This is a genomic window from Pontibacter chitinilyticus (assembly GCF_039748935.1).
Taxonomy (GTDB): domain Bacteria; phylum Bacteroidota; class Bacteroidia; order Cytophagales; family Hymenobacteraceae; genus Pontibacter; species Pontibacter chitinilyticus.
The window spans coordinates 87,728-113,029 of the sequence record NZ_JBDIZJ010000007.1; the positions used below are offsets into that span (position 1 = coordinate 87,728).

A 25,302-nucleotide genomic window follows, 5' to 3' on the forward strand; every position below is an offset into this window, starting at 1 on the left:
AGTTAAACGGATCTCATCGTTACTACCTTATAGCCCCATTCGGTGATATCGGTTGCGTATTGGGTCTGATCAATGAGCGGACCGAGACAAATTTTATCTTTTGGCGTCGGAAGGTCAAACTGCTCCTGCGCCCGTGTCAGCAGTTCATCAAAAAGCCAGCGCGGTATCAGGTCGCGGTCGGAAGGGTAAACGAACTGAAACGAAAGCAGCTGCGCGAATAGCAGTTGCCAGTGCTGCTCCATATGCATCCAGAGCCACTTCCAATCCAGGTTTTTGCCCCAGCGCAGAATAATATGGTTGATATCGCTGCCATCGTAGCGCTCCCGGTTCTGCACATACAGCTTAGACCAGACCAGTGCTTCTGCCGGAATATACCTCACTTCTACGCCAAAAAGCTCTCCTTTTACAGATCGCTCCAGCCAGCTGTCGTCCACGGCACAGTGGTTGCCGGGGTTGTTGAAGATCACATCTACAAAGTTATCGCCGATGATGGCTTTGGCCAGCCAGCGCGGGTCCGTCAGCTCGGTTTCATAGCCCTGCTCGTTAAACCACTTCATTATGTGCGGGCACTCGCCTGATTTGCAGAAAACGTCCAGGTCTTTGGTGTCGCGCATTATACCGGTGTACTCCCGCAGAGCAAAGCCCCCGCCCACCAGAAAATCTGTACCGCTTTGCTTCAGCATCTGCAGCGCGCGTTCATAAAATTCGTTCGCTGCTTTTTTCTGATGCTCGTCTTTTTCCTGCACGTGGTTCTCTTTTGCTTCTTTCGCCATACTACTTCTAAACAACAGCTTTTAAAATTCTACAGGGAGGAATTGGTCCGGCAAAACCGGTAGCAGAATTTGCACTCCTTCACTTACTGCCGAGGTAGATGCTTGTACTGATTTCTTGACCTTGAAGTTGTATAAAAATAGTTCAGCCGGCTTAAAATCAAGTTAATGGCTGAAAACGAAAGCAGCGACAACGCCTTTAAATTGGAGTATTCTGAGTGTAGCCACTAGCCTGCTCAATAAGCAGCTTCTCAAGGCTTTCCAGCACATTCACCCGCGCCTTTTCTGCAGCTACGGTGAGTACCCTTAATTCCAAATTCATCTAACCCCTCCCTACCGCTCTCGTTAAATAAGTACAGACATTTTTGTACCACATTTAAACAATTAAAAGCTATGAACAGAAACCAATCTGACCATTACGACAATTCAGAAAACTTCCACACCAACCGCTCCGAGCGTTATCGCCATCCAGAGCAGGACGGCAACTATGGCTTCGACAACTACGGTTCGTCGGCCCGCGGCGGCTACGGCAACGAAAGGTATGGCAATCAGGGCGACGAAATGGGCGGCTCGCGCAAAACCAGCAACCAGGATGCATATGGCACCTACAGCAGCTCCCGCAACTATGGCAGCATGGGCAGTTACGGCGGGGCACAGGGCTTTGGCTCCTCCAGAGGGGGCCAACATCCGTCGCAGCGCTATGGCAACGATAACGACAGCGGCTACAATTATTACAGCGGCACGGGCAGCCCTGACGAGGCCCGCCAAAGCAATCTCAGCAGCCCCAGCCGCGGCAATTCGTATGGCGGCAGCAGCAGTTTTTACAACGACAACCGCAGCTCGGGCCGTGGCTCGGATAGGGGCTTAAGCTCTAACTCCAGCGACCGCGACCTTTATGGCAACGACACCTCGCGCCGATTCGGAGGCGAAAGCCAGGGCCGTTATAACTTCCAGAACGACGATTACAATACACACAGCTTCGGCGGCGGATCGCGTGGCAACTACATGGGCAGCGGCTACGACCGAACTTCCGACAGAGACAATTATGGCTCAAGAGGTAACTCCGGCAGAGGCAACTATAACTCCGACCAGGACCGCCACATGTATACCGCAGACGACCGATACGCGCATGGCAGCTCAAGCACCAGCGAGCCTTATGGCATGAGCGGTTACTTTAATCAAGGCAACAACAATTCCGAGAGTGACTACCTCCGAAGCCGCAATCAGACCCGCACCTTCGACCGTAACCACGACCGGCGCGATAGCGACAACAGAGATTATGATCGCTACTAAGTATAACCGTTAAGCGCAACAGTAAAAAAGGCGGTACACTAGCTTAGTGTACCGCCTTTTTTGTGCAGAAGCTATTTAACGTCTTGCTATATCCCTGGCCTTTTTACTACCTGGTAAGCAGTAATTCTAAACTGCAGCGTATTCTAATTAAGTGCAAAGGCAATTGGAGCCGGTAAAAGGCTGCCGAAGATTTAAATCCCGCGTTAAAATAAATATTGTACAGCTCTGAAGTATAAAACGAAGCCTGCTCCTGCGCATGAATCATTTATACTTTAGGGCTGCTATTTTATACATACATCTCTTAAATCGCGCATGCTGCCGTAGAATACATTGCAGTCCACCACGCCTTCTATGCCAGCAACGGCGCCGCCATCCGTATGCTGCCAGAAAGCCAGTTTCAGCCGGTTTGTTTTCTCCAGCTTTAGCTTGGATACATTGTAATGCGCTATCCACAGGTGATAATCATCGAAATGGCCGGCTAGGTAATCTTTATAGAACGTGTAATTGGTGTAGATGATCGGCTTGGCACCGTAGGCATTCTCCACCTGCCGGAGCCATACCTGCAGGTCGCGGCGCAACTGCTCTTTTGTTTTACGTCCTTTCAGCTCCACATCCAGCACAGGTGGCAGATCACCAGGCTGCAGCGTCACATGTTTGATGAAGTTTTTTGCCTGCACCTCCGGCTTGAGGTATGGGATGTAAAAATGATACGCGCCGCAAAGTATACCTGCTTGGCGGGCCTGCTGCCAGTTACGGTCGAAATAAGCATCCTGCAGCGTAGCGCCTTCAGTAGCTTTTACAAAAGCAAACGATACTTCATTTTCGCGTACCAGTTGCCAGTCGATGTCCTTCTGATATTTGGATACATCGACGCCGTAAACGCTGTATCCCTCCGGCCATACGACGTGCCGCTTCTCCACAAAAAAATGCACATACAGCACCAGCAACAGCAGCAAAGCCAGTGCAGCAGCTCCTACCCAGAACCGCATGGGCGTAGGCTGCTTTTTCTTTTTCCGGCGTTTGGGCGAGGCAGTCGCTACCCGTTTGACCGGCTTAGGCGCCTTGGATGGGGGTACTTTATACCTCGGAGGCGCTGCTTCGATCTTGTCCCAGGCATCCTCCTCTGTCGCGTTCATAAACGCAGGCCGCTTTTTTTTTGGTGCTGCCATTAGAAGAGCACTTCCTGCTGTGGCACACCCGAAAGGTGTTCCAAACGCTCGCCGTTTAACGTCAGGTAGCCCCGCATCAGGTCGGCCGTAAGGCACGAATGTACAGGTAGCAACAGCAGCAGGTCGCCAATGTGGTACTTCTCAAACTGCTCAGGGCTTGCCTTCACAATGCTATGCTCCTGCGACAGAGATACGATTTCCAACCCTTCGATTGGTGCGCCCCAGCCTTCCCCGTTCAGTTCCACGCCACGGCCATAGATTACAGAGCCGTTCTCCAGGGGCAGGCTTTCTTTCGAGAAATGTACGCTGCCGCCGTAAAGGATCAGTTCCCCCCGGTCGGCGTGCTTGGCCACTACGGGGCAGGCCACGCTCACGGCAATGTCCTGAAAGGTACAGGAGCCGATGCGTTGCTGCGTAAGGTCAAAAAACACAAAGTTGCCCGGCCGGATCTCATCCACTCCGCTTAGGTGCTCTACAATGCTGCAGGAAGGCGTATCGCCAATAGAAAGCTGCAGCTGCGGAAACTGCCCTTTGTAGCGTTCTTTTAAAAGCTGCAACTGGTATACCGATGTATTATGAATGGTGCGGACCGCTTCGATATCGGTTTGCTTGTACGTATGGCCGTCGTGCACCACAAAACCGCTGAAGTGCAGCTTATCGCTCTGCTTTATTTCTGTAAGGATGCTGTCGAGTTCGGCATGGCTGTGCGGCAGAATGCCGGTGCGCCGATAGCCGGTATCGATCTTTACCCAAATATGGACGGGATACTTCAGCTGCGCCGCCAGCAACTCTACGGTTTCCTGGTTCACGGCCAGCAGGTGCAGCTGTATGCGGGGTGCCAACTCGTTAATGCGGTCTATCTCCAGCACATTCGCCGGAAAAGCGACCATAATATCCGCCCAGCCGTGGTTGGCAAAATAACTGGCCATGCGCAGTGAGGAAACCGTAATTGCTCCGACTCCCATTTCCCGGAACCATTCGCCGATCTGGGCCGACTGGTGCGTTTTAAAATGTGGTCTCAGCCGGACATTATTTCTGCTTGCTTTCTCCACCATCCTGCGGATGTTACGCAGGCACTTCTCTTTGTCTAAAAGCAATGTTGGCGTAGTAATTCTCATAAATCTGAAACGCGCTGTAACTGGCAAATTATGTGAAGTTACTAATCTTTCTTCAAAACAAACAGCCAGGTCATAACTGCGGATGATAATTGTCATTTCTTAAAGCGCTGATTTGCCACACCTTTGCCTGTAGTAAAGCCGTTGCTTTATAGTATAGCTTCTAAAATACTTAGTGAAATGATCGCTTCCCTCAACACTGCTTCTGCTGACCTGCTGGCCAAGTATGATGTGCCCTCGCCACGGTATACCAGCTACCCCACTGTGCCTTACTGGGACGAGAAACCGCTGACACAGGCGCAGTGGCTACAGCATGTGCGGCAGGCTTTCCGAAAAAGCAACAGCACGAATGGCATCAGCTTATACTTGCACCTGCCCTTCTGCGAGCAGCTCTGCACCTACTGCGGCTGCAACAAGCGTATCACCAAAAATCATCAAGTAGAGGAGCCCTACATGGCAGCTCTTTTGCAGGAGTGGGCGCTATACCTGGCCACATTTGATGAGAAGCCACGCCTGACAGAGCTGCACCTAGGCGGCGGCACGCCTACTTTTTTCAGTGCGCAAAACCTGAAAAGCCTGCTGGAGCAACTGCTGGAACCGGTGGAGGTAACCGCAGGAGCAGCCTTGAGCGTGGAGGTGCACCCCAACGCTACCAATGCCGCGCAGCTGCAGGTGTTGTATGATCTGGGATTCCGGAGGTTGAGCGTAGGCATTCAGGACTTCGATCCGCGCGTGCAGTTTTTAATCAACCGCATCCAGACCTTTGAGCAAACAAAACAGACGTTTGATGACGCCCGCGCTATTGGCTATACCTCCATTAACGGCGACATCATCTACGGCCTGCCCCACCAGACAACCGACAGCATCCGCCACACGATCGAGAAAGTGAAAGAGCTCCGGCCCGAGCGCATCGCCTTTTACAGCTACGCCCACGTGCCCTGGAAAAGCAAAGCACAGCGTCGCTACTCCGAAGCCGACCTGCCCGCGCCTGCTGACAAGCGCGCCCTGTATGAACTGGGCCGAAACTTACTGGAAGAAGCCGGCTATAATGAGATCGGGCTCGACCACTTTGCTTTGCCCGAAGATGAGCTATATCTGGCAGCACAGACGGGCACGCTGCACCGCAATTTCATGGGCTATACACCCCGCCCCACGCAGCTGCTGATCGGCTTGGGCGCTTCCAGCATTTCCGATACGGGCACCGCTTTTATACAGAATGTGAAAGAAGTGGAAGCTTATGAGGCAGCGGTGGCGGAAAACCGGCTGCCCCTGCTCAAAGGCCATGAGCTGACTGATGAAGACATGCGCATCCGCCAGCACATCCTGAACCTGATGTGCCGCTTTGCCTCTTTCTGGGAAAAAGCAGAGCAGCCATACTTGCAGGATGCTTTGCAGCGCCTGCAGCCGCTGGAAGACGATGGCTTAGTCGCATGCAGCGATATGGACATCCAGGTGCTGCCTGCCGGACAGCCGTTTCTGCGCAACATTGCCATGTGCCTGGATGCGCGCCTGTGGCGGGACAAACCGACTACGCCAGTGTTCAGCAGGTCAGTTTAAGGTGGCACTGCCGGGTAAAGGCTTTCCATCCAAATAGTACTTACCCTCTCAGCTTTAGCCCTCTCCTGGCGCATTTCTCCGGACATGCGCCAGGTTTTATTTTAGGCTGTTCTCATGTGCGCTGCGCCTGCTGCTACCCGGCTATACCTGAATTTAACAATTAAGAAGTACCTTTGCTGCCGGATTTATACTTGCTACCGATGAGCTATTCCTACATCAAAGCGCTGCACATCATTTTTATTGTTACCTGGTTTGCCGGCCTGTTTTACATTGTGCGGCTGTTCATATACTTTGCCGAAGCTGCGGAAAAGCCGGAGCCGGAGCGGAGCATCCTGCAAAAGCAACTGGCACTAATGCAAAAGCGGCTGTGGTATGGCATCACCTGGCCGTCGGCTATCCTCACGCTCATTTTCGGACCTACCATGCTGTACCTCTACGGCGCAGTGCCCGACTGGCTGGTCTGGAAGCTTTGCTTTGTAGTCGGCCTGTATGTATACCACTTCCTTTGCCACCGCCTTTTCCGGCAGCAGCAGCAAGGCATCTTGAAGTATAACTCCACCCAGTTACGCATCTGGAACGAAGTTGCCACACTTTTCCTCGTCAGCATCGTGTTCCTGGTAGTACTCAAAAGCTCTCTCAGCATGTTATGGGGCATCCTGGGCCTGATCCTCTTTTCCGTTATCCTGATGCTGGCTATCCGCCTCTACAAACGAGCCAGAGAGAACGGTTAGAGAGTTGGGGAGTTAAGAAGTTAGAGGGTTAAAAAGGTGGGAGTGTTATTTAGGCTGCTTGTTGGAAGAATAGCTTTGGGATAAGTGCCAAAAAGGCGCCGCTACGAGTACAAAGTGCCTCTCATCCACTTCTAAACTTTCTAACCCTCTAACTTCCCAACTTTTTCCCATTTCATTTCTTCCTATCTTTGTAGTATGAACGATACAGCACTGAAAGCAAATGAGCGGGAGTTAGTGAAGTTGATCCGCTTTTTTAGTAAGCGCGCGGCGCTGCTGATGGAGACGGGCGAACTCAGCCAGGAACACGAGCAACTCACCAACGCTTGCCAGAACCTGGAGGCGCAGCTTTATACCCACGCGCAAAACCGAACCGCTATTTTGGATAAACGGGAGCGGTTAAAAAACATCATTGAAGACAACGCGGTGTGCCCCAAATGCAATAAAGCGGACATGCTGAAGAAAAACGGTGTAACGGCCAGCGAGCTTGGCTGGAAGAGCAATACCTACCGTTGCCGCCGCTGCAACATCACCTTTACCTGGAACCGGCCAAACACCCCCTGGCACATGGTGAAGTTTCTGGAAAAGTACATTCAGGAGCTGGAAGAAGGTGTCGCAAATGAATCGAACGAGGAAATTCGTCGCCATACGACTGATGCCATTGTGCAGTTGAATGACAGCCTCGACCGCCTGCGCCCGGTGCTTCAGACTTCAGATGAGGAAATGGAGGCTTTGGAGCAGAAGGAAAAGGAAATGGACAAGCTCATCCACCAGTTCAAAAACTACCTGCTTATAGAAAAGATCAGGCTGGACACGTACGAAGAGTAGTTTTCATTCTGTGTTGTGCGTTGTGCGGGAATGCGTTCAAAGCTGAGCGCCATACTTGTGCAACGCTGCGTAGCCTTTATCCCTCGCCTGTGGCTAGCCCGTCTTTCCTGTGACCACTTATATCCCCTGCACCAACCAGTACCACACCGTTAAGGTAAGTATAGAAACGGGAATACCGATGCCGACCATCATGTTGGCCAGGCGCGGCTTCAGGCCATACGATGAGGCTACAATGCTAGCCGTGATCATAGGTGCCATTGCAGCCTCCAGCACACAAACCTGCACCGTTTGGCCATGCTGCCCCAGCACCGGCACATACAGCACCAAGATCAGCAGCGGGGCAAGTATAAGTTGGTAGGCCAGGCCTAACGCCAGAAATCCCCAGTGTTTGCTGCGCCGCTCCAGCGTGAGTTGCATTCCTACTGAAACCAGCGCCAGCGGCGATACCGTATTGCCTAGCCGCTGCAGCACATCTTTTATCTCAGGGGAAAAATGCCAGCCCACCAGGTTCATCGCTAGGGCCAGCACAAACATTAGGAAAGGCGGAAACTTAATGATGCGGCTGAAGATCGTGCTGCCTTTGCCCTGCCCGCTTGAAAAATAGGCTGCCAGCGTAATGCCCAGCGTGGAGAGCACCATAAAGGTGCCGGGTTGGTCGATTAGTATAGCCGTTTGCAGCCCGGTTTTGCCATACACCGCTTCTATTACCGGAAAGCCGATAAACGATGTGTTGCCAAAGCCTGCTGTAAGTATAAAGCAGCCGATGAGCTTGCGCGACCAGCCCAGCGCTTTACCAAGGCTCCAGAACAGCAGCACCGCACCGGCAAAGCAGATCCACCCTACTGCCACCGGCAGCAGCACTGCGCTGTTTAGCTTTATCTCTGGTATAAAGTATAACGCCAGCGCCGGCATCGAGATGTAAATGATAAACTGGTTGAGCACCTGCGGACTGTTCCGCGGAAAGTCGGGCAGCCGCCGAAGGAAGATACCCAGCAACAGGCATCCGAACAAAAGTATAAAACTGCTCATGTCGTATAGATCGCAGCCGGAACAGCGGCTTGCTTTGCAGCAAAGGTAGTGGCCAGCGCCTTAGCCCGCACCTTCTTTGCTAAAAGAGGCTTCTGTTGCCGCTCAAATATCACCAAACCTACTTAAGTACTTTGACCTGGTATTGCATTTAAACTGCTGTTGTGCTGCGGCTACTTTGGGTCGCTATTCAAAAAGCGAATTCGTGAATTTCACTTTCATACTTGTCTGAAAGTTGGCGATGGTCTTGAAGATCTCCTTTAGGGTAACCTGCTCTATTTTTGTCAAATTTTGAATATCAATGTAATTCTCCGGATCTGCCTTATCATGGATGATCTGCACTGCCTGTTTTTTCAGGCGCATACTCATCAGGTAATAGTACGACTGCATCAGCTCATGATACTCTACTTCGGTAAAGATGCCGTTGTTCTTTAGCGCTTCGAGGCGTTCGCCGGTGTTAGTCGCGAAAATGCGGTTCTTCAGCGCGTGTACGCGTACCAGGTCCACGATCGGTGTCATCGCTTTTTTGATGTCGAACACCTCCTGGCTGCCTTTGGTGAAGGTGCGGATATTTTTGAAGTACGTCAGCGGCGGCACATATTGCAGCGCATTGTTAGCCATGTGGTAAAGGAAGCGGCCCAGCGGCTTCTGCAGCTCCTCATCCAGAAATTCGCGCAGCTCCTCCATAATAACCGGCTCGCCATATATTAGGCGGCAGTCAAAGAAGGCGGAGAACTTCATCACAGTGGCCGGCTCCGGCTCTTTCATCCAACTTTCATAGTTGCGCTTCCAGTGCGAGAGCGAGTGAGTCCACTTGGTATTCTTAGCCATGTAGCCGCCTGTGCAGTAGCTGAAGCCAATATGGTCGAGGCATTCTGATACCCGCTCGGCAAACTTCAGGAAGTATTCCCGCACCAGTTCACGCTGTTCGTTGGCCTTATCTTCGTAAATGATGGCGTTGTCCTGGTCCGTTTTGAGCGTCTGCTCTTTGCGGCCTTCGCTGCCCAGCACAATAAAGGCAAACTTGGCAGGCGGTGTGCCCATGGTATCAATCGTACTCTCAATCACTTTCAAGGCAATGGTATCCGATACCGTCGTGATTACCTGGTTCACGATCTCGGGCTTCACGCCACGGTTCAGCAACTGGTATACTATCTCGGGCACCTTCTGCCACTTTTTGCGCAGTTCGTCCACTGATTGGGCCAGCTTTACGGACTGAATGAACACGAATGGCGACTGCGCCTGCTCACTGAGCAGCCTGTTGCGGCTGGTAAACCCTATGTAGCGGCCGTTCTCCTCTAGCAACAGGTAGCGGGTTTTGGTATGAAACATTAGCAGAATAGCCTCATACACAAACGCCTGCGTATTGATGGCAACCACCGGATTATCCATAATGCCACTAACGGGGCCGCTGACATCTGCCTGCCGGGCCACCACATTGTCGCGGAGCGTAATATCGGTGACGTAACCTACTACTTTCTCTTGCGCATTGGTTACAAACAGGCAGCTTACCTTTTGCTCCGCCATCCAGCGGGCAACTTTGTAAATCGGTGTATCGGCGGGGCAGGAAACCAGTTCGCGGTATTCCACGCTTTCTATCTTGCGGGAGTACAGCTGGTCTGACGCGATGTAATTCTGCTCAAAGGCAGTAGGCCGCTTCACAAAGTGGGAATATTCATCATCCAGCATGCGTTTTCCAAACTCAGTGGTGAAGAAGTGAAAGAACTCCTCATATGCCTGGCACAGCGCCCTGAAATCGCGGCGAGGCAGGAAGTATACAACCGTACCTTTTTTAGCGATAACCGAACGGAGGGATCGCTTCCGGTTCAGCAGCACCGATAAGCCCCCGTAGCAGTAGCCCCGGGTGTGGTGCTCTACCACCCGCTTGTTCTGTTCGCTGTCGTAAAAAAATGCCTCGTACTCGCCCTCCGCAATGAGATCTACCCCTTTCATCTTGGTGACCTCCTGGTAATAAAGAGCCGTATCTTTGGTATACCGTACCTCCTGCAACAGGTCAATTACGCCTTGCAGTACATCATCCGGCAGCTTGTCGAAGGGTTTTACCGTTTTCAGGAATTGTAGTTGCTCACTCATAACCAGTAGCTTAGGAAGATAATTATCAAAAGAAACAATACAGAAAGGCTGCAGCCACCTTTATACCAATGCTTTTTTTCCGGCTTTGGCGTTTGCTGGGCCTCGATGGCCGCATCGCTGATGTCGCCCCGGCGGTGTAGTTGAAAAAAGCATTTTGCTGTTGCCAGTGCATCTGCCAGGGCATTGTGGTGGTGCTCAAGGGGTTTGCCGAACAGCCGCTCGTACAGTTCCCCAAGTCGCAAGCTTCTGCGGTGGGTATAGATCAGGTAACTGGCCGATGCCTGCATGGTGCAAAAGGTTGGCAGGCTGGCCATAGGGTTATCAAGGCCGGAGCGGTAGAACCCCACCCCTGCCATGTGGTAATCCAACTCCATAAAATGCCCTACCACCAAGGGTCTATACTTGTTGAGGTCGGCGGCTAAAAGCTCAAATACAAATTTTCGGTCCTCTCCGTGCACTTCCAGAAATGCGCTGGTAATGCCATGTATCTTTTCGGCTCCCTCCGAGATCTCAAAACCATCGTTGCGCACGTAATGATTTTCTGCTTTTACCTGCTGCCCATACTTGGTGTACACCACCCATGCCACCTGCACCGAGTGCGGCCATGCAGCATCGTTGGCATAAGGTGAATTAAAGTCTTGAGGAATACCGGTGGTTTCAGTATCTATAAACAGCACGTAATCTTTCACAAGGTCAAGGTACTTATATTCGTGCTGGCGTAGCAAACAGGATTCGAATTATTTTGCGGTGGCAGTGCTGATGCGGCTCCAATCGGCCCGCCTGCGCTGCATTCCTAAGCTTATACTTAGGGGAAATGACCTGCCCCCTCGCCAAGAAAGATGTGCCTACAGTCTGAATTCTGGGCTAAGTTGAGAAAACCAAAGCCCTGGCCACCATTTGTGCAGCCAAGGCTTTGCTGATCATTCCTATACTTACAAGAAGTATGAGATACGCTATACTTAAATAGCCTTCGCTTTCTCCTTCAGCCAGGCAAGTTCCGCTTCGTTCAGGTGCGGTCCCAGTTGCTCCACCACCCGCTGATTGTAGGTATTCAGCCATTTTATGTGGTGCGCCGCCAGCAACTCTTTTTTCACAGGCGTTGTATCGATCAAAGCCAAAGTGAGTTGCTCAAATGTATAAAACTCGCCAAAATCGTTGCTTTCATCTTTGATGGTGAGTACCAGGTTCTCGATGCGGATGCCATACTTACCTGGCCTGTAAATACCCGGCTCTACCGAAGAAATCATGCCGAGTTCGATGTCAACAGCAGTTGGCGAAGGGTTTAACACGTGCGGCCCCTCGTGCACATTCAGGAAAAAGCCAACGCCATGGCCGGTGCCGTGGCCATAGTTGCGGGCCTGGTCCCAGAGCGGCTTGCGGGTAATGGCATCAAGCTGGTAGCCGCGCGTGCCTTTCGGGAAGCGTGCCGAAGCGCCGTCGATCATGCCTTTCAGCACCAATGTATAATCGGTGCTTTCCTCGTCAGTCAGTTTGCCAAGCGATACCACCCGCGTAATGTCGGTGGTGCCGGTTCGGTACTGGCCGCCAGAGTCTAGCAGGAACAGCCCTTCTGGCTGCAGCGCCACATCGCTCTCGGAGGTTGCTTTGTAATGCGGCAGCGCGCCATGCGCTTTATAGCCGGCAATGGTATCAAAGCTCTCACCCACAAAGCCCTCCTGCTCCGCCCGGAAACCCCGCACCTTCTCAGCTATCGAAACTTCGGTTATGTTCTCTTTCCCCACATTTTCCTCCAGCCATTTAAAGAAACGGGTGAGGGCCACCCCGTCTTTGATCATCGTTTGGCGGGTATTCTCTACCTCAACCTCGTTTTTCACAGCTTTGAAGAAGGTGGTCGGGTTCGTTTCCTGCACCACGCGCACCTCTTTGGGTAATTGCTTGTATAATGCAAAGCAGTTACGGCGCGGATCAAGCAAGATGCTATTGGCCGGAATGCCAGCCACTGCCCGTTCAATCATATCATAGGTTTCCAACTCCACGCCGGCAGCTTTCAACTGTTGCTGGTCTTTCTCACTTAGTTTAGCGGCATTGATAAAAAGCATGGCTTTGTCCTGGCTGATGAGAGCGAAGCTCAGCACCACCGGGTTACACTTCACATCGGAGCCTCGTATGTTAAAGAGCCAGGCAAGGTCGTCAAGCGAGGAGATAACGTGATAGTCGGCGCGGTGCTTTTTCAGGGCTGTACGGAGGCGCTGCAGTTTACTCTCCAGCGATTCGCCGACGGTATCCTCATCCAATAAAAAAGCCGGGGCAATCGGCAGGCCGGGGCGGTGCTGCCAGATCGGCTCCAGGTAATCGCGGTCACTGTTAAGCCGGATACCCAAAGGTTGTAGTTGCTGCTCTAAGAGCTGGGCCAGGGCCACAGAAATTAGCTTGGCATCAAAGGCAACGGTAGCTCCCTCCGGCAGGCGCTCCGCCAGCCACTGGATGTACTCCGGAGCATGCTGCGTCTGCAACTTCACCAGTTCAAAGCCAGAGCCTTCAAGTTGCTCTTTGGCCTGCACAAAATAGCGGGCATCGGTCCAGAGCCCGGCAAAGTCTTCGGTGATCACCAGTGTTCCTGCCGAGCCGGTAAACCCGGAAGCAAACTCAATGCATTTATAGCGGTCAGGCAGGTATTCGCTGATGTGCGGGTCGGCAGAAGGGATGATGTAGGCACTTATGCCCTCGCCTTTCATCTGGCTGCGGATAGCGGCCAGTCTTTCTTTATGGTTCATAGTGTAGGGTATCGGTTTGAGGCAAATTAACGAAAGCTGGGGAGATTTGCCCAACCCAAGCCGGAAAAGCAGCCGAAACTACAGGGCTTGGGCCTGTTTCTTTTTGATGCGGCGCCCGCGAATGCCATTGTCGATGGAGTAGCGGTTATACCTGTGTTCAAAGGCCATGAGCCCGGCAAAGTATACGCCATAAAACATCTGCACCGCCACATTATTCCAACTTTCGAGCAGACAGGAGCCAAAGATCAGTACTACCATCAGCAGCACCCCCATTGCCGACACTACCCGCGTAAACAATCCCAACAGCAGCAAAGCACCGATGTTGAGCTCCAGGTAAGGCAGAAAATAGGCGAACTGCTGCACCACCGCTTCGGATAGCCAAGAGTCCTTAAAGCTGCTAGCCAGCCCCTCACTAAACTTTATCAGCTTAGGTAGCCGCACCAGCCCATGCCCGAACATGCTCATACCAATAGGCAGGCGGGCGAAAAGGTAACCGAGGGATGCATTTTTCATAGGTACTGAGAGGTACGTAAAACACAAACAGCGAGGTTTTAACAAGCGACATTGACCTAGCCGTTTATACCTGAATTTATACTTGTGCAGAAGTTACCGTTAGCGCTTTGCCCAGCCTTCTCTACCTTGCTCCTCCTTTCCGCCAGAGGCTATTAAAAGCATAATTTATACCGCTTTCAAAACCGCACACCCTGTTCAATAGTGAACACCTCCTAGTGCTTCAAAATCAACTTATTATTGTATAATGTATTGAATTACAGATACTTAATCTATTGGCACTTCTTTTGGCTATATAGCAGCAAGGAAGCATAAAATAAGACTATGGACCGCGAACTTTCTCTCTCAACTAAACAAGCCAACCAGCGCAAAAAGATCTGGCAGATCTGCTTGGGGCTGGTGGTAGTGGCTGTTGCCATCTTCGGCTTCCGCAGCCTGCTGAAGCCCAGCCTGCGCCGCGACGAGATCAGAATTGCGACAGTAGAGCAAGGTCCCGTAACGGCTACCCTCACCGCCAGCGGCCTGGTGGTGCCCGAGCACGAGTTAGCCGTTACCAGCCCTATACAGGCGCGCATCGAGCAGGTAGTACACCAAACTGGCGACCATGTGCAGCAAGGGGACCAGATCCTGCTGCTCGACAAGGCCTTTACGCAACTTGCCTACGAAAAACTCAAAGACGAGGAACAGCTTAACCAGCACAAGCGCGTGCAACTGCGCCTGCAACTTCAGAAAAAACTCAACGCCCTGAACTCACAGCTGGCCATCAAGCGCATGAACGTGAAAAGCCTGCAGGCCCAGCTGGAAGACGAGCAATACCTGCTCAAGATTGGTGGCGGCACGCAGGAGCGCGTGAAACAGGCGGAACTGACGCTGAAGATCGCCCAGCAGGAGCTTGCCGAAATTGAAAAAGACATGGACACCGAGCACCAGCTGCTGCAAGCCGATGAGCAGGAACTAGGCTTTACGATGGCCATCCAGAGCCGCTCGATCGAGGAACTGGAGCGCAAGATGCAGCAAGCCGAAGTACGCGCCTCCCGCCCTGGCGTGGTGACCTGGGTGAAGAACGAGATCGGCAGCACCGTGAATGCCGGCGACGTGATCGCCCGCCTCGCCGACCTGAGCAGCTACAAAGTGCAGGCCACCGCCTCCGATGCCTTTGCTGACCAACTACATGCCGGCGGACAGGTGACCGTACGCATCAACGACACCGACCTCACCGGTACCATAGCCTCTGTGGAGCCGACCGTAACAAACGGCACCGTTACCTTTTATGTAGCCCTTGCCGAAAATAACAACCCGCTCCTGCGCCCCAGCCTGCGGGTGGATGTGTACGTGACCACTGCCACCAAACCCAACACCCTGCGCGTGCAGAATGGCCCCTATTTCAACGGCAATGTCAACAATCAAGTGTTTGTAGTGCGCGGCGATGAACTGCAGCGCGTGCCGGCCCGCATCGGCGTAAGCAACACCGATTACGTGGAACTGGAGAACGGCGTGCAACCCGGCGACCAGGTGGTGATCTCCGATCTGAAGGATTACATCACCACGCAGAAAATAAGCCTCCACTAACGCCTGTTCCGAGTTATGAAAGCCTTTGTCAGAAACCTATTCGCGCCATCAGTACAAAATAAACTTATGAAAAAGCATTACTTGTTTTGTTTGTTGTTTGGAATGCTGTGGTTGCCCTGCGCCAGCGCTTTTGCTCAACCTGCCGTGCGCCCGCTGCGCCTGCAGGAGGTGATCGCCCTGGCGCAGGAGCAATCTACAGTAGCCAAGCAGGCGCTAACCAGCCGCGAAACCAGCTACTGGCAGTGGCGCAGTTTTAAATCGGATTACAAACCGCAGCTGAGTTTAGAGGGAGTTTTACCGGATTTCAGCCGTTCCATTACCCCCGTTACACAGCCCGATGGCACGCTGGAATTTCAGCCTGTATCGAATAACAACGCCGAACTGGGCCTCACGCTGAGCCAGGCGATCGGACCCACCGGCGGCAGCATCTTTGTGACTTCGCTCATGCAGCGCTTCGACGACTTTGACCGCAACCAGACCCGCTACAACGGCAACCCCGCCATCATCGGGCTGCAGCAACCGCTGTTCGCTTATAACAAGCTGGCATGGGCCCGCAAGATCGAGCCGCTCAAGTATGAGGAGTCGCAGCGCAAGTACCTGGAGGAGCGCGAGAAGATCGCCGTGGATGCCACCAAGCTATACTTCGATTTGCTGCTGGCGCAGGTAAACAAAGGCATCGCCGCCAAAAACCTGGCAAACAACGATACGCTTTACCAGATCGCGCAGGAGAAGTATAAACTCGGCCGGCTCTCGAAAAATGATTTGCTGCAACTGCGCCTGGCCGTGCTGAACGCGGACCTGGCGCTGGCCCAAGCGACACTGGATGCCCAAACTGCATCACTGGCGCTGAAGACCTATGTGGGCATCGAAGATAAGGTGCAGCTGGAGTTGGACGTGCCGCAAACGATACCTGCCACCGTGGTGGTGCCCGAAACCGCGCTGGCAGAAGCACGCCGGAACCGCAAGGAAAGCATCAACTTTCAGCGCCGCCGCTTAGAGGCTGAGAGCGACGTAGCCAGAGCCAAAGGTGACAACGGCCTGAATGCCAACCTCTACGCCACCTTCGGCCTCACCAACCGCGGCGCCAACTGGACCGACATTTACAACCGCCCTGATAACCAGCAGGTGGTGCGGATGGGCTTCACGCTGCCGGTGCTGGACTGGGGCCGCCAGCGCTCCATCTATAAAGCGGCCGAGCTGCAGCAGCAACTGGTGCAGTATACGTTGAGTCAGGAAGAGGCTAATTTTGAGCAGCAGGTGCTCACGCAGGTGAACCAGTACAACACTCTCCGTGCTCGCATCCAGACTACTGCCGAGGCAGACGATATTGCGCAGCAACGCTACGAGATCGCCAAGAACACCTTTGTGATTGGTCGCATCAGCATCACGGACCTAAACATTGCGCTAGCCGAGAAAGATCAGGCGCGCCGGGCTTACATTGCCGCTCTCAGCGAGTTCTGGACTGCCTACTTCAACCTGCGCCAACTGACTCTTTTCGACTTTGAGAACCAGACGGCTCTTGTAAACAAAACCGAAGGAGAATAGCCTTAATTTCAAATAGAATATTCACCAATAAACCTACTACTATGAAAAAGTTACTTTTAATGCTCCTGCTCTCTCCAGTTGCGGTAATTGCAGCAACAAACTCACCGGCAGCTCCTGCAACCATCGTTTCCTGCTTTGCTGCCAGCACTGCTGCTCCTGAGGAGGCCTTGCAAAAATTTGTAGGCGTGTATCAGTTAAACGAGCAGTTTTCCATCACCATATCTGCGGAAGGCGGCAAACTCTACGGGTTAGCACCAGGCGATGCAGAAAAGACAGAATTCACGCCCATTTCCGGAAACAAATTCCGCATCAAAGGTCCCGAAGCGGAGGCTGAATTCCAGGAAGAGAATGGCAAAGTGCAGTACCTGTTTATCCACATGCAGGGCGGCTTAAAGCTCCAGAAAGTGAAGTAATTCCTGGGCAGTGATATTAACTGAGCAGCCTTTCCCAACTACTTAGAACGAATTGATAAAAATCTTAACTTAAAATTATGATCACGCTATCAAATATCGAAAAGGTTTACCAAACCAAATCCATTGAGACGGTGGCCCTGCAGCACGTGAACCTGGCGGTTCCGAAAGGGGAATTTCTCTCGATCATGGGCCCCTCCGGCTGCGGTAAGTCTACATTGCTCAACATCATGGGCCTGCTGGATGTGCCTAGCAAAGGCGTTGTAGCCATCGACGGGCAGCCCATCAAAAGCTACAAAGACAAGGAATTGGCGCATATCCGCAACGAAAAGATCGGCTTTGTGTTCCAGAGTTACCACCTGGTGCACGACCTGAGCGTGCTCGACAATGTGGAACTACCCTTGCTCTACCGTCCCGGCGTGTCGGCTTCCGAGCGCAGCAAACGTGCAAAGGTAGCGCTGGAAAAAGTAGGCCTCAGCGCCCGCACCAAGCATTTCCCGAGTCAGCTCTCTGGCGGTCAGCGCCAGCGCGTGGCCATTGCCCGGGCCCTGATCGGTGAACCTGAGATCATACTTGCCGACGAACCGACCGGTAACCTGGACTCGGTGATGGGCGAGGAGATCATGCACATTCTGCTTAACCTGAACCGCGAGGACGGCACCACCATTGTGATGGTGACGCACGACGAGAACATGGCCATGAAAACCGAACGCCTGGTGCGCTTCTTCGATGGCCAGCAGGTGTCTGACGCCAAAGTATACGACTTCCAAAAAGCATAAGGCCATGCTGAAGAATTACCTAAAAATCGCCTGGAAGGTGCTCTTGCGGCGCAAGTTCTTCACCTTCATCAGCCTCTTCGGCATTAGCTTTACTTTGATGGTGCTGATGGTGGTCTCCTCGCTCTTCGACCATACCTTCGGCCCCCAGATGCCGGAGCGCGATACGGACCGGATCCTTTTTGTGAACATGCTAAGAGAGCACAACGACGAGATCGGCTCCTTTATGAGCGGCCCACACAGCTACTACTTCCTCGACCACCACGTGCGCACGCTTAAAACTCCGGAAGAGGTCTCCATCAACTCCGTCTTCGTGCCGGTGAACAGTTATGTGAACAACCGCAAATTGGCCTTAGACTTGAAGTATACGGACCGGGCCTTTTGGGATGTGCTCGACTTTAACTTTGTAGAAGGCAGCGCCTTTAGCCAGCAAGACGTGAAAAGCGCCAACCGCGTAGCCGTAATCAACGAGAGCACCCGCAACAACTACTTTGGGGAAGGCAGCCCCGCCGTTGGCAAAACCATGGAAGTAGACCAGGTAAAGTATAAGGTGGTGGGTGTGGTGGAGGATGTGCCCCTGCTGCGCATCCAGTCTTACGCCGAAGTATGGGTACCGGTCTCGCTCCGCAGCCAAGACTTTAAAAACAACGAAAACAGAGGCAACTACTTCGCCATCATCAAAGCCGCAAAACCCGCTGATATTCCAAAGATCAAGGCCGAGTATGCCCAAATGATGCAGGAGGTAGAGCGCCAGGCACCTAAAGGCACCCAGATCGATTCCTTCCCCGAAACGATCTTCCAGAACTTTGCCCGTACTTTTTTGGGTGGCCCCGACAATTCGGCCGTTACGCTGCTTTATACTATACTTGCCGGGCTGGCCTTTTTATTCATGCTGCTGCCAACGATCAACCTGGTTAACATCAACATCAGCCGCATCATGGAGCGCTCTTCCGAAATTGGCGTGCGCAAAGCCTTTGGCGCCACCTCCTCCACCATCATCGGCCAGTTCATCGTCGAGAACATTTTCCTGACGCTGCTGGGCGGCCTGCTGGGCTTCGGGCTCTCCTACCTGGTGCTGTGGCTCATCAACGACAGCGGCGTGATCGCCTATGTTAACTTGGGCCTAAACCTGCGGGTGTTTGGCATAGGACTGCTGCTCTGCCTGGTGTTCGGGTTTATCTCGGGCGTTTACCCTGCTTATAAAATGTCGCGTTTACATGCCGTTGAGGCGCTGAAAGGAGGTACCAAATGATACGCCATCTCTTTAAACTGATCTGGAACAGGAAAAGAAGCAATTTCCTGCTGATAACAGAGATCTTCTTTTGCTTTCTGGTGCTGTTTGGTGTGCTGAGCCTGGTGGTGTACAACGTGCGCAACTACAGCAAGCCACTCGGCTATACTTATAACGATGTGTGGCTACTCAGCCTACAGCCGGAAGGCGACTCTGCTGCCCAAAACCGTCGTGAACTGGAGCAGGTGCTACAACGGGTGCGGGCTTTTCCTGAAGTACAGGATGCAGCCCTCTCCAGCAGTAATGCGCCCTTTGCCTTCAGCCAAATGAATAATAACCTCTCTTATGGCCAAACAAAGGACGTTCTAACGGACTTTTACGAAGTGCAGGACGACTTTAAAGATGTGATGCAAATGCATGTAAGCCAGGGCCGCTGGTTTGGCCCGCAGGACGATGCCTCCAACCACACCCCTGTCGTGATCAATAACATGCTCAAACAAAAGTTCTTTGGTGAGGAGACGGCACTGGGCAAAATAATACCGGAAAATGACTCCACTAGCTATCAGGTGGTAGGTGTAGTAGATTATTACCGTGCCTACAGCGAGTATGAAGCCGAAAAGCCAGCCATGTTCACGCGCATCAACCTGGCTAAAAATAAGATGGGCTTCTGGAACAGTATCGTCATACGGGTGAAGCCCGGCACGGGCGTAGGATTTGAAGAGAAGATGGTGCGCTCCCTCTCCGGCATTGCCCGCAACTGGACGCTGGAAGTATCTACGCTGGAGAAAATGCGCCAAAACAAAGCAAAACTAGTTATGGTGCCTATGATCGCACTGGGCCTGGTTTGTGGCTTTCTGATCTTTAATGTGGCCTTGGGCCTGTTCGGGGTGCTATGGTACAACATCAGCCGCCGCAACGGCGAGATTGGCCTGCGCCGGGCACTGGGGGCCGCCGCCAGCCAGATCTACTGGCAGTTTATCGGCGAAGTGCTGGTGCTCACCACTTTCGGCCTCTTACTCGGTGCTTTCTTTGCCGTGCAGTTCCCGCTGCTGCAGGTGTTTCAAGTCGAGTCGGAAGTATACTTCATTGCTTTGCTGTGTGCCGTCGGTATCATTTACCTGCTCACTGCTGTCTGCGCCTTTTACCCCAGCCGCCAGGCAGCGGCCATACAACCGGCCTCGGCCCTGCACGAAGAATAAGTTATACATTCAAACCCGGTAGGTTTTAAGCGCCTGCCGGGTTTATACTTGCTACAATTTGCTATATTTATACTTGTAACTCTACACCGCATGATCCTGGTTATTGACGATGATATGGCCGTTCGTGCCTCGCTCAGTCTGATGCTGAAGCAGGCCGGATATAAAACCAAAGAAGCTGCCGGCCCGGAGGAGGCGCTGCAACTGGCAGAGCAGCATGCTTTTGAGTTGGCGATCATGGACATGAACTTCTCCATTGATACCACCGGCCATGACGGCCTGGCGCTGCTGGGCAAGTTCAAGAAGCTGCTCCCGCAAATGCCTGTTATACTTATTACTGGCTGGGGCTCCATCAGCCTGGCTGTGGAGGGAATGCGCCTGGGAGCCGCCGATTTCGTGACCAAGCCCTGGAGCAACGAGTACCTCCTGCAGGCCGTGCGCACAGCCCTTAGCTTATCGCAGCAACAGGCGCCGGAAGCGCCCGATGCCCTCTCCCGCAAAAAGCTCGACCAGCAGTACGACCTGGGCTACATCGTGGGCCAGGACCCACAGCTGCTCCAGATATTAAAGAAAATTGGCCAGATTGCGCCCACTGATGCCTCTGTGCTGATAGAAGGAGAGAGCGGTACCGGCAAAGAACTTATCGCCGAGGCGGTGCACCGCAACAGTGGCCGCAAGTCGCAGCCTTTTGTGAAGGTGAACTTGGGCGGCATCTCGGCAAGTTTGTTTGAGAGCGAGATGTTTGGCCACAAGCGCGGCGCTTTTACCGATGCCAAAGCCGACCGCGCGGGGCGCTTCGAACTGGCCAACAAGGGTACCATCTTCCTCGACGAGATCGGGGAACTGGACCTTAACAGCCAGGTAAAGCTGCTGCGCGTGCTGCAGGACCGCACCTACGAAGTGCTCGGCGACAGTCGCTCCCGCAAGCTCGACATTCGTGTAGTGTGCGCCACCAACAAAGACCTGGCCAAGCTGGTGGAGGAAGGCAGGTTCCGCGAAGACCTATACTACCGCATCAACCTGATCAAGGTGAAACTACCAGCCCTGCGCGAGCGGGAGGATGATATTCCGCTGCTCGTAAAGTTCTTTGTCGATAACTTAAAGAAAAGTTACCACCGCCCGGAGCTGCAGGTGAGCCCGCGGGCGCTGCAGTGGCTGAAGAACCTGCCCCTGCCCGGCAACATCCGGGAGCTCAAAAACCTGGTAGAGCGCACGGTGCTGGTGGCGGAGAATGAAGTGCTGGAAGCCGAGGACTTTCAGGCCCAGGCACAGCAGAGCCCGACCAAAGCCGGCGACAAGGCCTTGCCTGCCGTGGGCACCATGACCCTAGACGAGCTGGAGGCCTCCATGATCAAAAAGTCCATGGCCTATTACCACAACAACATCAGCAAAGTGGCCCGGGCGCTTGGTTTGAGCCGCGCCGCCCTCTACCGCCGCCTCGACAAATTTGACATTCCGTATGAGCCTGCGGACTAAGTTCATCCTCTTTGCCGTGCTAGTGCATGGCCTGCTCATCGGCCTGGGCTTTTTCCTGCTACTGGAGAACAAGTTTTTGTTTCTGGGGATGGAGCTGGTGATCCTGGTTTCTATCTACGTAACCGCGCAGCTTTACCGATCTTTTTTTCAACCGTTGCAGCTGATCCGGGCGGGCATCGAGTCTATCAAGGACAAGGACTTTTCGACCAAGTTTGCGGCCGTGGGCCAGCGAGAACTCGACGAGCTGGTGAACGTGTATAACCGCATGATCGACCAGCTGCGGCATGAGCGGGTAGCGCAGGCCGAAAAACACTTCCTGCTCGATAAGCTCATCCAGGCCTCCCCTGCCGGCATCATCCTACTGGGCTTTGATAACCAGGTGGAAAGTATCAATCCGGCGGCAGAGCGCTATCTGGGGGCAAGGCAGGAGGAACTGCTAGGCAAGCACGTCAGCGAGCTGCCCGAGGCTTGGGCGGCGCAGCTCAAGACGCTTCCAACCGGACAGTCGGCTACCTTCCGCATTCACGGTACCTGGATCTACCGCTGCCACCGCGCCCATTTCCTGGACCGCGGCTTTCAGCATTACTTTATTATTATTGAGGAACTCACTGAAGCGATCCTGCAAAACGAGCGGCAGGCGTACGAAAAGGTGATCCGGGTGATGTCGCATGAGGTAAACAACACCACCGGCGCCATTAACTCCATCCTTGGTTCGCTGGGCTTTTATACCCCGCAGCTGGAGACTGAGCACCAGGAAGATTTTACACATGTGCTGCAGGTAGCTACCGAGCGTAATGCCAACCTAAGCCGCTTTATGAGTAATTTTGCCGAAGTAGTGCGTCTGCCCAAGCCGCACAAAGAAGTTACAGATGTGCACGAGCTGCTCCAAAGCCTACATCGCCTGCTGCAACCTGAATTGGAGCGCCGCCACATTACGCTGGCATGGGAGTTGGCCCCGCAGCCCCTGGTGGTGCCGCTCGACGGGCAACAGATGGAGCAAGTGCTGCTCAATATCCTAAAGAATGCCATGGAGGCAGTAGATCGGGAAGATGGGCGGATTCGGGTAAAGACTCAGCTGTCTCCGCCATGCTTGTCGATCTCCAACAACGGCCCAGGCATACCGGAGCAGGTGCGGCCCCACCTCTTCACCCCCTTTTATACTACCAAGCCCAACGGCCAGGGCATCGGCCTGACGCTAGTGCGCGATATTCTGGTGAACCACGGCTTTGCTTTTACCTTAGGCACTAACAGAGAACAAGGCAATACCTGCTTCAAAATCAATTTCTTAACACAGGACACCTCTTTGTAAAGTATAATTAATAAAATCTCCTTCCTTCAGCCACTATTGTTATTCAAAGTAGTTACTTTATGTCTCCGTCAAGGCGCCACAAAGAAAGCTTACGCCTGTTTATTGCTCAAAAAGCAACAAACAGGCGTAAAGAGTATCAACTATTTAAATATTACTTACAAATCGCTTAAACATACCAAATTTTAGAATTGGAAAAACTTTTTTAATTTATTTTCGTAGCGAGCCATACAACTTATTAAGTTAATAGCTACATTGGTTGTACCATTAAGCACAATCATTATGGAGTACAATATCATAGTAGCACCGAACTTAGAGTCGCTTGCAACGCAGGTGGCGGGCCTTATCCCAATGGGATGGAAACTAAAAGGAGGAATACTGGAGCATACAGAGGGATTTGCTCAGCAATTAACGCGTACCCCAACTGACACGATCAAATCGCAACGTAAGCGCACAACTGTGGCTGCGCCCCGTAAAAGAACGAAATGGATCGAGTAACGGCTAGTTTATACTTTGTGGAAACCTTTGCCTCAGGATAGATAGCGTTTGTTATGCTGCCAGTACAACAGCAAACAATAAAGGATGTGTGCTATTAGCAGCTATAGAAGCTAACTTCCTGCTGGAGAAACGAAACGAAGCAAGAGGAGGGGCTATATAGCCGGGATTCGCCGACAACATGTTCCCTATGCTACAGCAGATTTCATGTACGAGAGCACCTGATATAACAACATACGGCTTAGCAGAATTAGTGCTGCGGTTGCACCATATGTATAAAGCAAAGGTAAAACCGGAAGATACGACAGATCAAAGATTACTACAGTTCCTAGCAGCAGCAGCGCATGCAGCACGAAGGCATTTAGCAGGTTCGCTACTTTCCTTCCGCAGGTTATAAACCCATCGACACGTATAATGAAGTGCGTAAAACCTGAAACAACAGCCCAGATTAACGCAAAAGCCCCAAAGAATAGCATGTACTGCTCACTTACATGAGGCGTCTCCTTGCTCATGAAGTCCGATAACTGAAAGGAACTTGCTATAAGCGCAAGATCAAACATCAAAAAAGAGCACCTGTCTGTGCTAAAGTAGTGGCTGTATTTACGCATAACCGAACGATGCTATATCGTTATTGTGACTGGTGATTTTAAAAGGTGTAATGCAGTTTTCCAGATCAGCTTTTCCAACTTCATTTCCTCTTCAGCAGCAGTCCAAAAAAAATTTATATATACAAAAAATACAATATTCTTTTCTCCTCCACAAACCCCTCCTTTGCCCAACTTTGCTTGGCTGACCTCCAGTACGGCACTATTACCTGTAAAGTTTATAATTATTTTATAAAAATTGTTTTATTTCCAAAAATCGTGCTGCAAGCATCCGGATAAGCTATTTTACACATACTCTAAAAGTACTACCTGCGTCGCAAAAGCAGTCCTATTTTTCCGCATGGCACCTAAGCGCATATATCCACAGCCAATACCAGATCAAGACGCTATTGCCGCGTGCTATAGTACCTAAACTTCTTGGCGCTACACTTATGCAGACAGTGGCCTTACGCTGGCTTGCTTAGTTACTTTGACATTGCCTTACTATAGCACAGAAAGTAGCAGTATTTCACGCTCAACGCCTTTGACAAATCAACAACACGCACCATACAAATTCTACCACAAGTACAACTCATTTTATGAATACATATATATTTTACTATATTATTTAAATGACTGCAGCACTCCTTTCCAGATTTATTTACTTTAAAATTGTTTTGTAATACTATCAATATCTATACTTTAGTAGCAAAAAAGCTCCTAAAGCTGAAAACAATTAATAATGCATTACGCATCATCATATTAACAAAAGTATATTCAATATTAAATTGGAAAATTCATACTACATATGTCAAACCTATACTTCATCTCTCAATTTGATTTATCAAATAATTTTTTCAGGCTTAACTTCGGGTGTACGCTGTAATTA

The 25,302-nt window shown here is 52.0% G+C and carries 22 protein-coding genes; 13 read left to right on the forward strand and 9 right to left on the reverse strand.

Features of this window, described 5'->3' with window-relative positions; genetic code table 11:
- Window positions 1–2 precede the first annotated feature (2 nt).
- Window positions 3–773, reverse strand: a complete 771-nt coding sequence (locus ABDW72_RS12290) for a nucleotidyltransferase (RefSeq protein WP_347158864.1) — start codon at window positions 771–773, stop codon at window positions 3–5.
- A 390-nt stretch (window positions 774–1,163) separates the two neighbouring features.
- On the opposite strand from ABDW72_RS12290, the gene ABDW72_RS12295 reads away from it, so the two are divergent.
- Window positions 1,164–2,063 (forward strand): dermokine domain-containing protein, encoded by a 900-nt coding sequence (locus ABDW72_RS12295; protein WP_347158865.1) that lies wholly within the window; start codon window positions 1,164–1,166, stop codon window positions 2,061–2,063.
- 281 nt (window positions 2,064–2,344) lie between these two features.
- On the opposite strand, the gene ABDW72_RS12300 is transcribed toward ABDW72_RS12295, so the two are convergent.
- Window positions 2,345–3,199 carry a glycoside hydrolase family 25 protein gene (locus tag ABDW72_RS12300; RefSeq protein WP_347158866.1) on the reverse strand — a complete coding sequence of 285 codons (855 nt, stop codon included), beginning with the start codon at window positions 3,197–3,199 and terminating at the stop codon, window positions 2,345–2,347.
- A gap of 32 nt (window positions 3,200–3,231) precedes the next feature.
- Complete coding sequence (locus tag ABDW72_RS12305) at window positions 3,232–4,350, reverse strand: alanine racemase (RefSeq protein WP_347158867.1); 1,119 nt, start codon at window positions 4,348–4,350, stop codon at window positions 3,232–3,234.
- A gap of 177 nt (window positions 4,351–4,527) precedes the next feature.
- Between ABDW72_RS12305 and hemN the strand changes: the two genes are divergently transcribed.
- From hemN to ABDW72_RS12320, 3 genes are all read left to right on the forward strand, one after another.
- On the forward strand, window positions 4,528–5,904 hold the full coding sequence (gene hemN / locus ABDW72_RS12310; protein ID WP_347158868.1) for an oxygen-independent coproporphyrinogen III oxidase: 1,377 nt from the start codon (window positions 4,528–4,530) through the stop codon (window positions 5,902–5,904).
- Between the two features lie 200 nt (window positions 5,905–6,104).
- The gene (locus tag ABDW72_RS12315; protein ID WP_347158869.1) at window positions 6,105–6,635 is read left to right on the forward strand and encodes a CopD family protein; all 531 of its coding nucleotides are present in this window, start codon (window positions 6,105–6,107) and stop codon (window positions 6,633–6,635) included.
- Window positions 6,636–6,830: 195 nt separating this feature from the next.
- Entirely contained in the window at window positions 6,831–7,460 is a 630-nt protein-coding gene (locus tag ABDW72_RS12320) for a hypothetical protein (protein WP_347158870.1), read from the forward strand.
- Window positions 7,461–7,577: 117 nt separating this feature from the next.
- Here the strand turns inward: ABDW72_RS12320 and ABDW72_RS12325 are convergent, their stop codons facing one another.
- The 5 genes from ABDW72_RS12325 to ABDW72_RS12345 all read right to left on the reverse strand — a co-directional run bounded on the left by ABDW72_RS12325 (window position 7,578) and on the right by ABDW72_RS12345 (window position 13,828).
- Complete coding sequence (locus ABDW72_RS12325; RefSeq protein ID WP_347158871.1) at window positions 7,578–8,489, reverse strand: AEC family transporter; 912 nt, start codon at window positions 8,487–8,489, stop codon at window positions 7,578–7,580.
- A gap of 183 nt (window positions 8,490–8,672) precedes the next feature.
- Window positions 8,673–10,580 carry a DUF294 nucleotidyltransferase-like domain-containing protein gene (locus ABDW72_RS12330; RefSeq protein ID WP_347158872.1) on the reverse strand — a complete coding sequence of 636 codons (1,908 nt, stop codon included), beginning with the start codon at window positions 10,578–10,580 and terminating at the stop codon, window positions 8,673–8,675.
- Complete coding sequence (locus ABDW72_RS12335; protein WP_347158873.1) at window positions 10,577–11,269, reverse strand: 3'-5' exonuclease; 693 nt, start codon at window positions 11,267–11,269, stop codon at window positions 10,577–10,579. Before ABDW72_RS12335 ends, ABDW72_RS12330 begins: the two co-directional genes overlap by 4 nt.
- Window positions 11,270–11,539: 270 nt before the next feature.
- Complete coding sequence (locus ABDW72_RS12340; protein WP_347158874.1) at window positions 11,540–13,315, reverse strand: aminopeptidase P family protein; 1,776 nt, start codon at window positions 13,313–13,315, stop codon at window positions 11,540–11,542.
- A gap of 78 nt (window positions 13,316–13,393) precedes the next feature.
- Window positions 13,394–13,828, reverse strand: coding sequence for a DoxX family protein (locus ABDW72_RS12345; protein ID WP_347158875.1), 435 nt, complete (start codon window positions 13,826–13,828; stop codon window positions 13,394–13,396).
- Window positions 13,829–14,149: 321 nt separating this feature from the next.
- On the opposite strand from ABDW72_RS12345, the gene ABDW72_RS12350 reads away from it, so the two are divergent.
- The 9 genes from ABDW72_RS12350 (at window position 14,150) to ABDW72_RS12390 (ending at window position 23,832) form a co-directional block, all read left to right on the forward strand.
- Window positions 14,150–15,394 carry an efflux RND transporter periplasmic adaptor subunit gene (locus ABDW72_RS12350; RefSeq protein ID WP_347158876.1) on the forward strand — a complete coding sequence of 415 codons (1,245 nt, stop codon included), beginning with the start codon at window positions 14,150–14,152 and terminating at the stop codon, window positions 15,392–15,394.
- A 66-nt stretch (window positions 15,395–15,460) separates the two neighbouring features.
- Window positions 15,461–16,939, forward strand: a complete 1,479-nt coding sequence (locus tag ABDW72_RS12355; RefSeq protein WP_347158877.1) for a TolC family protein — start codon at window positions 15,461–15,463, stop codon at window positions 16,937–16,939.
- 41 nt (window positions 16,940–16,980) lie between these two features.
- On the forward strand, window positions 16,981–17,352 hold the full coding sequence (locus ABDW72_RS12360) for a DUF3471 domain-containing protein (RefSeq protein WP_347158878.1): 372 nt from the start codon (window positions 16,981–16,983) through the stop codon (window positions 17,350–17,352).
- A 77-nt stretch (window positions 17,353–17,429) separates the two neighbouring features.
- The gene (locus tag ABDW72_RS12365) at window positions 17,430–18,128 is read left to right on the forward strand and encodes an ABC transporter ATP-binding protein (protein ID WP_347158879.1); all 699 of its coding nucleotides are present in this window, start codon (window positions 17,430–17,432) and stop codon (window positions 18,126–18,128) included.
- A 4-nt stretch (window positions 18,129–18,132) separates the two neighbouring features.
- The gene (locus tag ABDW72_RS12370) at window positions 18,133–19,377 is read left to right on the forward strand and encodes an ABC transporter permease (RefSeq protein WP_347158880.1); all 1,245 of its coding nucleotides are present in this window, start codon (window positions 18,133–18,135) and stop codon (window positions 19,375–19,377) included.
- Window positions 19,374–20,555: an ABC transporter permease gene (locus ABDW72_RS12375; RefSeq protein ID WP_347158881.1), complete on the forward strand. Its 1,182-nt coding sequence runs from the start codon at window positions 19,374–19,376 to the stop codon at window positions 20,553–20,555. Before ABDW72_RS12370 ends, ABDW72_RS12375 begins: the two co-directional genes overlap by 4 nt.
- Window positions 20,556–20,645: 90 nt before the next feature.
- A complete protein-coding gene (locus tag ABDW72_RS12380) occupies window positions 20,646–22,028 on the forward strand; it encodes a sigma-54-dependent transcriptional regulator (protein ID WP_347158882.1) in 1,383 nt (460 codons plus the stop codon).
- Window positions 22,012–23,337 (forward strand): sensor histidine kinase, encoded by a 1,326-nt coding sequence (locus ABDW72_RS12385; protein ID WP_347158883.1) that lies wholly within the window; start codon window positions 22,012–22,014, stop codon window positions 23,335–23,337. Before ABDW72_RS12380 ends, ABDW72_RS12385 begins: the two co-directional genes overlap by 17 nt.
- 279 nt (window positions 23,338–23,616) lie before the next feature.
- A complete protein-coding gene (locus ABDW72_RS12390; protein WP_347158884.1) occupies window positions 23,617–23,832 on the forward strand; it encodes a hypothetical protein in 216 nt (71 codons plus the stop codon).
- 185 nt (window positions 23,833–24,017) lie between these two features.
- Here ABDW72_RS12390 and ABDW72_RS12395 read toward each other — a convergent pair whose 3' ends face one another.
- Window positions 24,018–24,341, reverse strand: a complete 324-nt coding sequence (locus ABDW72_RS12395; protein ID WP_347158885.1) for a hypothetical protein — start codon at window positions 24,339–24,341, stop codon at window positions 24,018–24,020.
- Window positions 24,342–25,302: the final 961 nt, after the last annotated feature.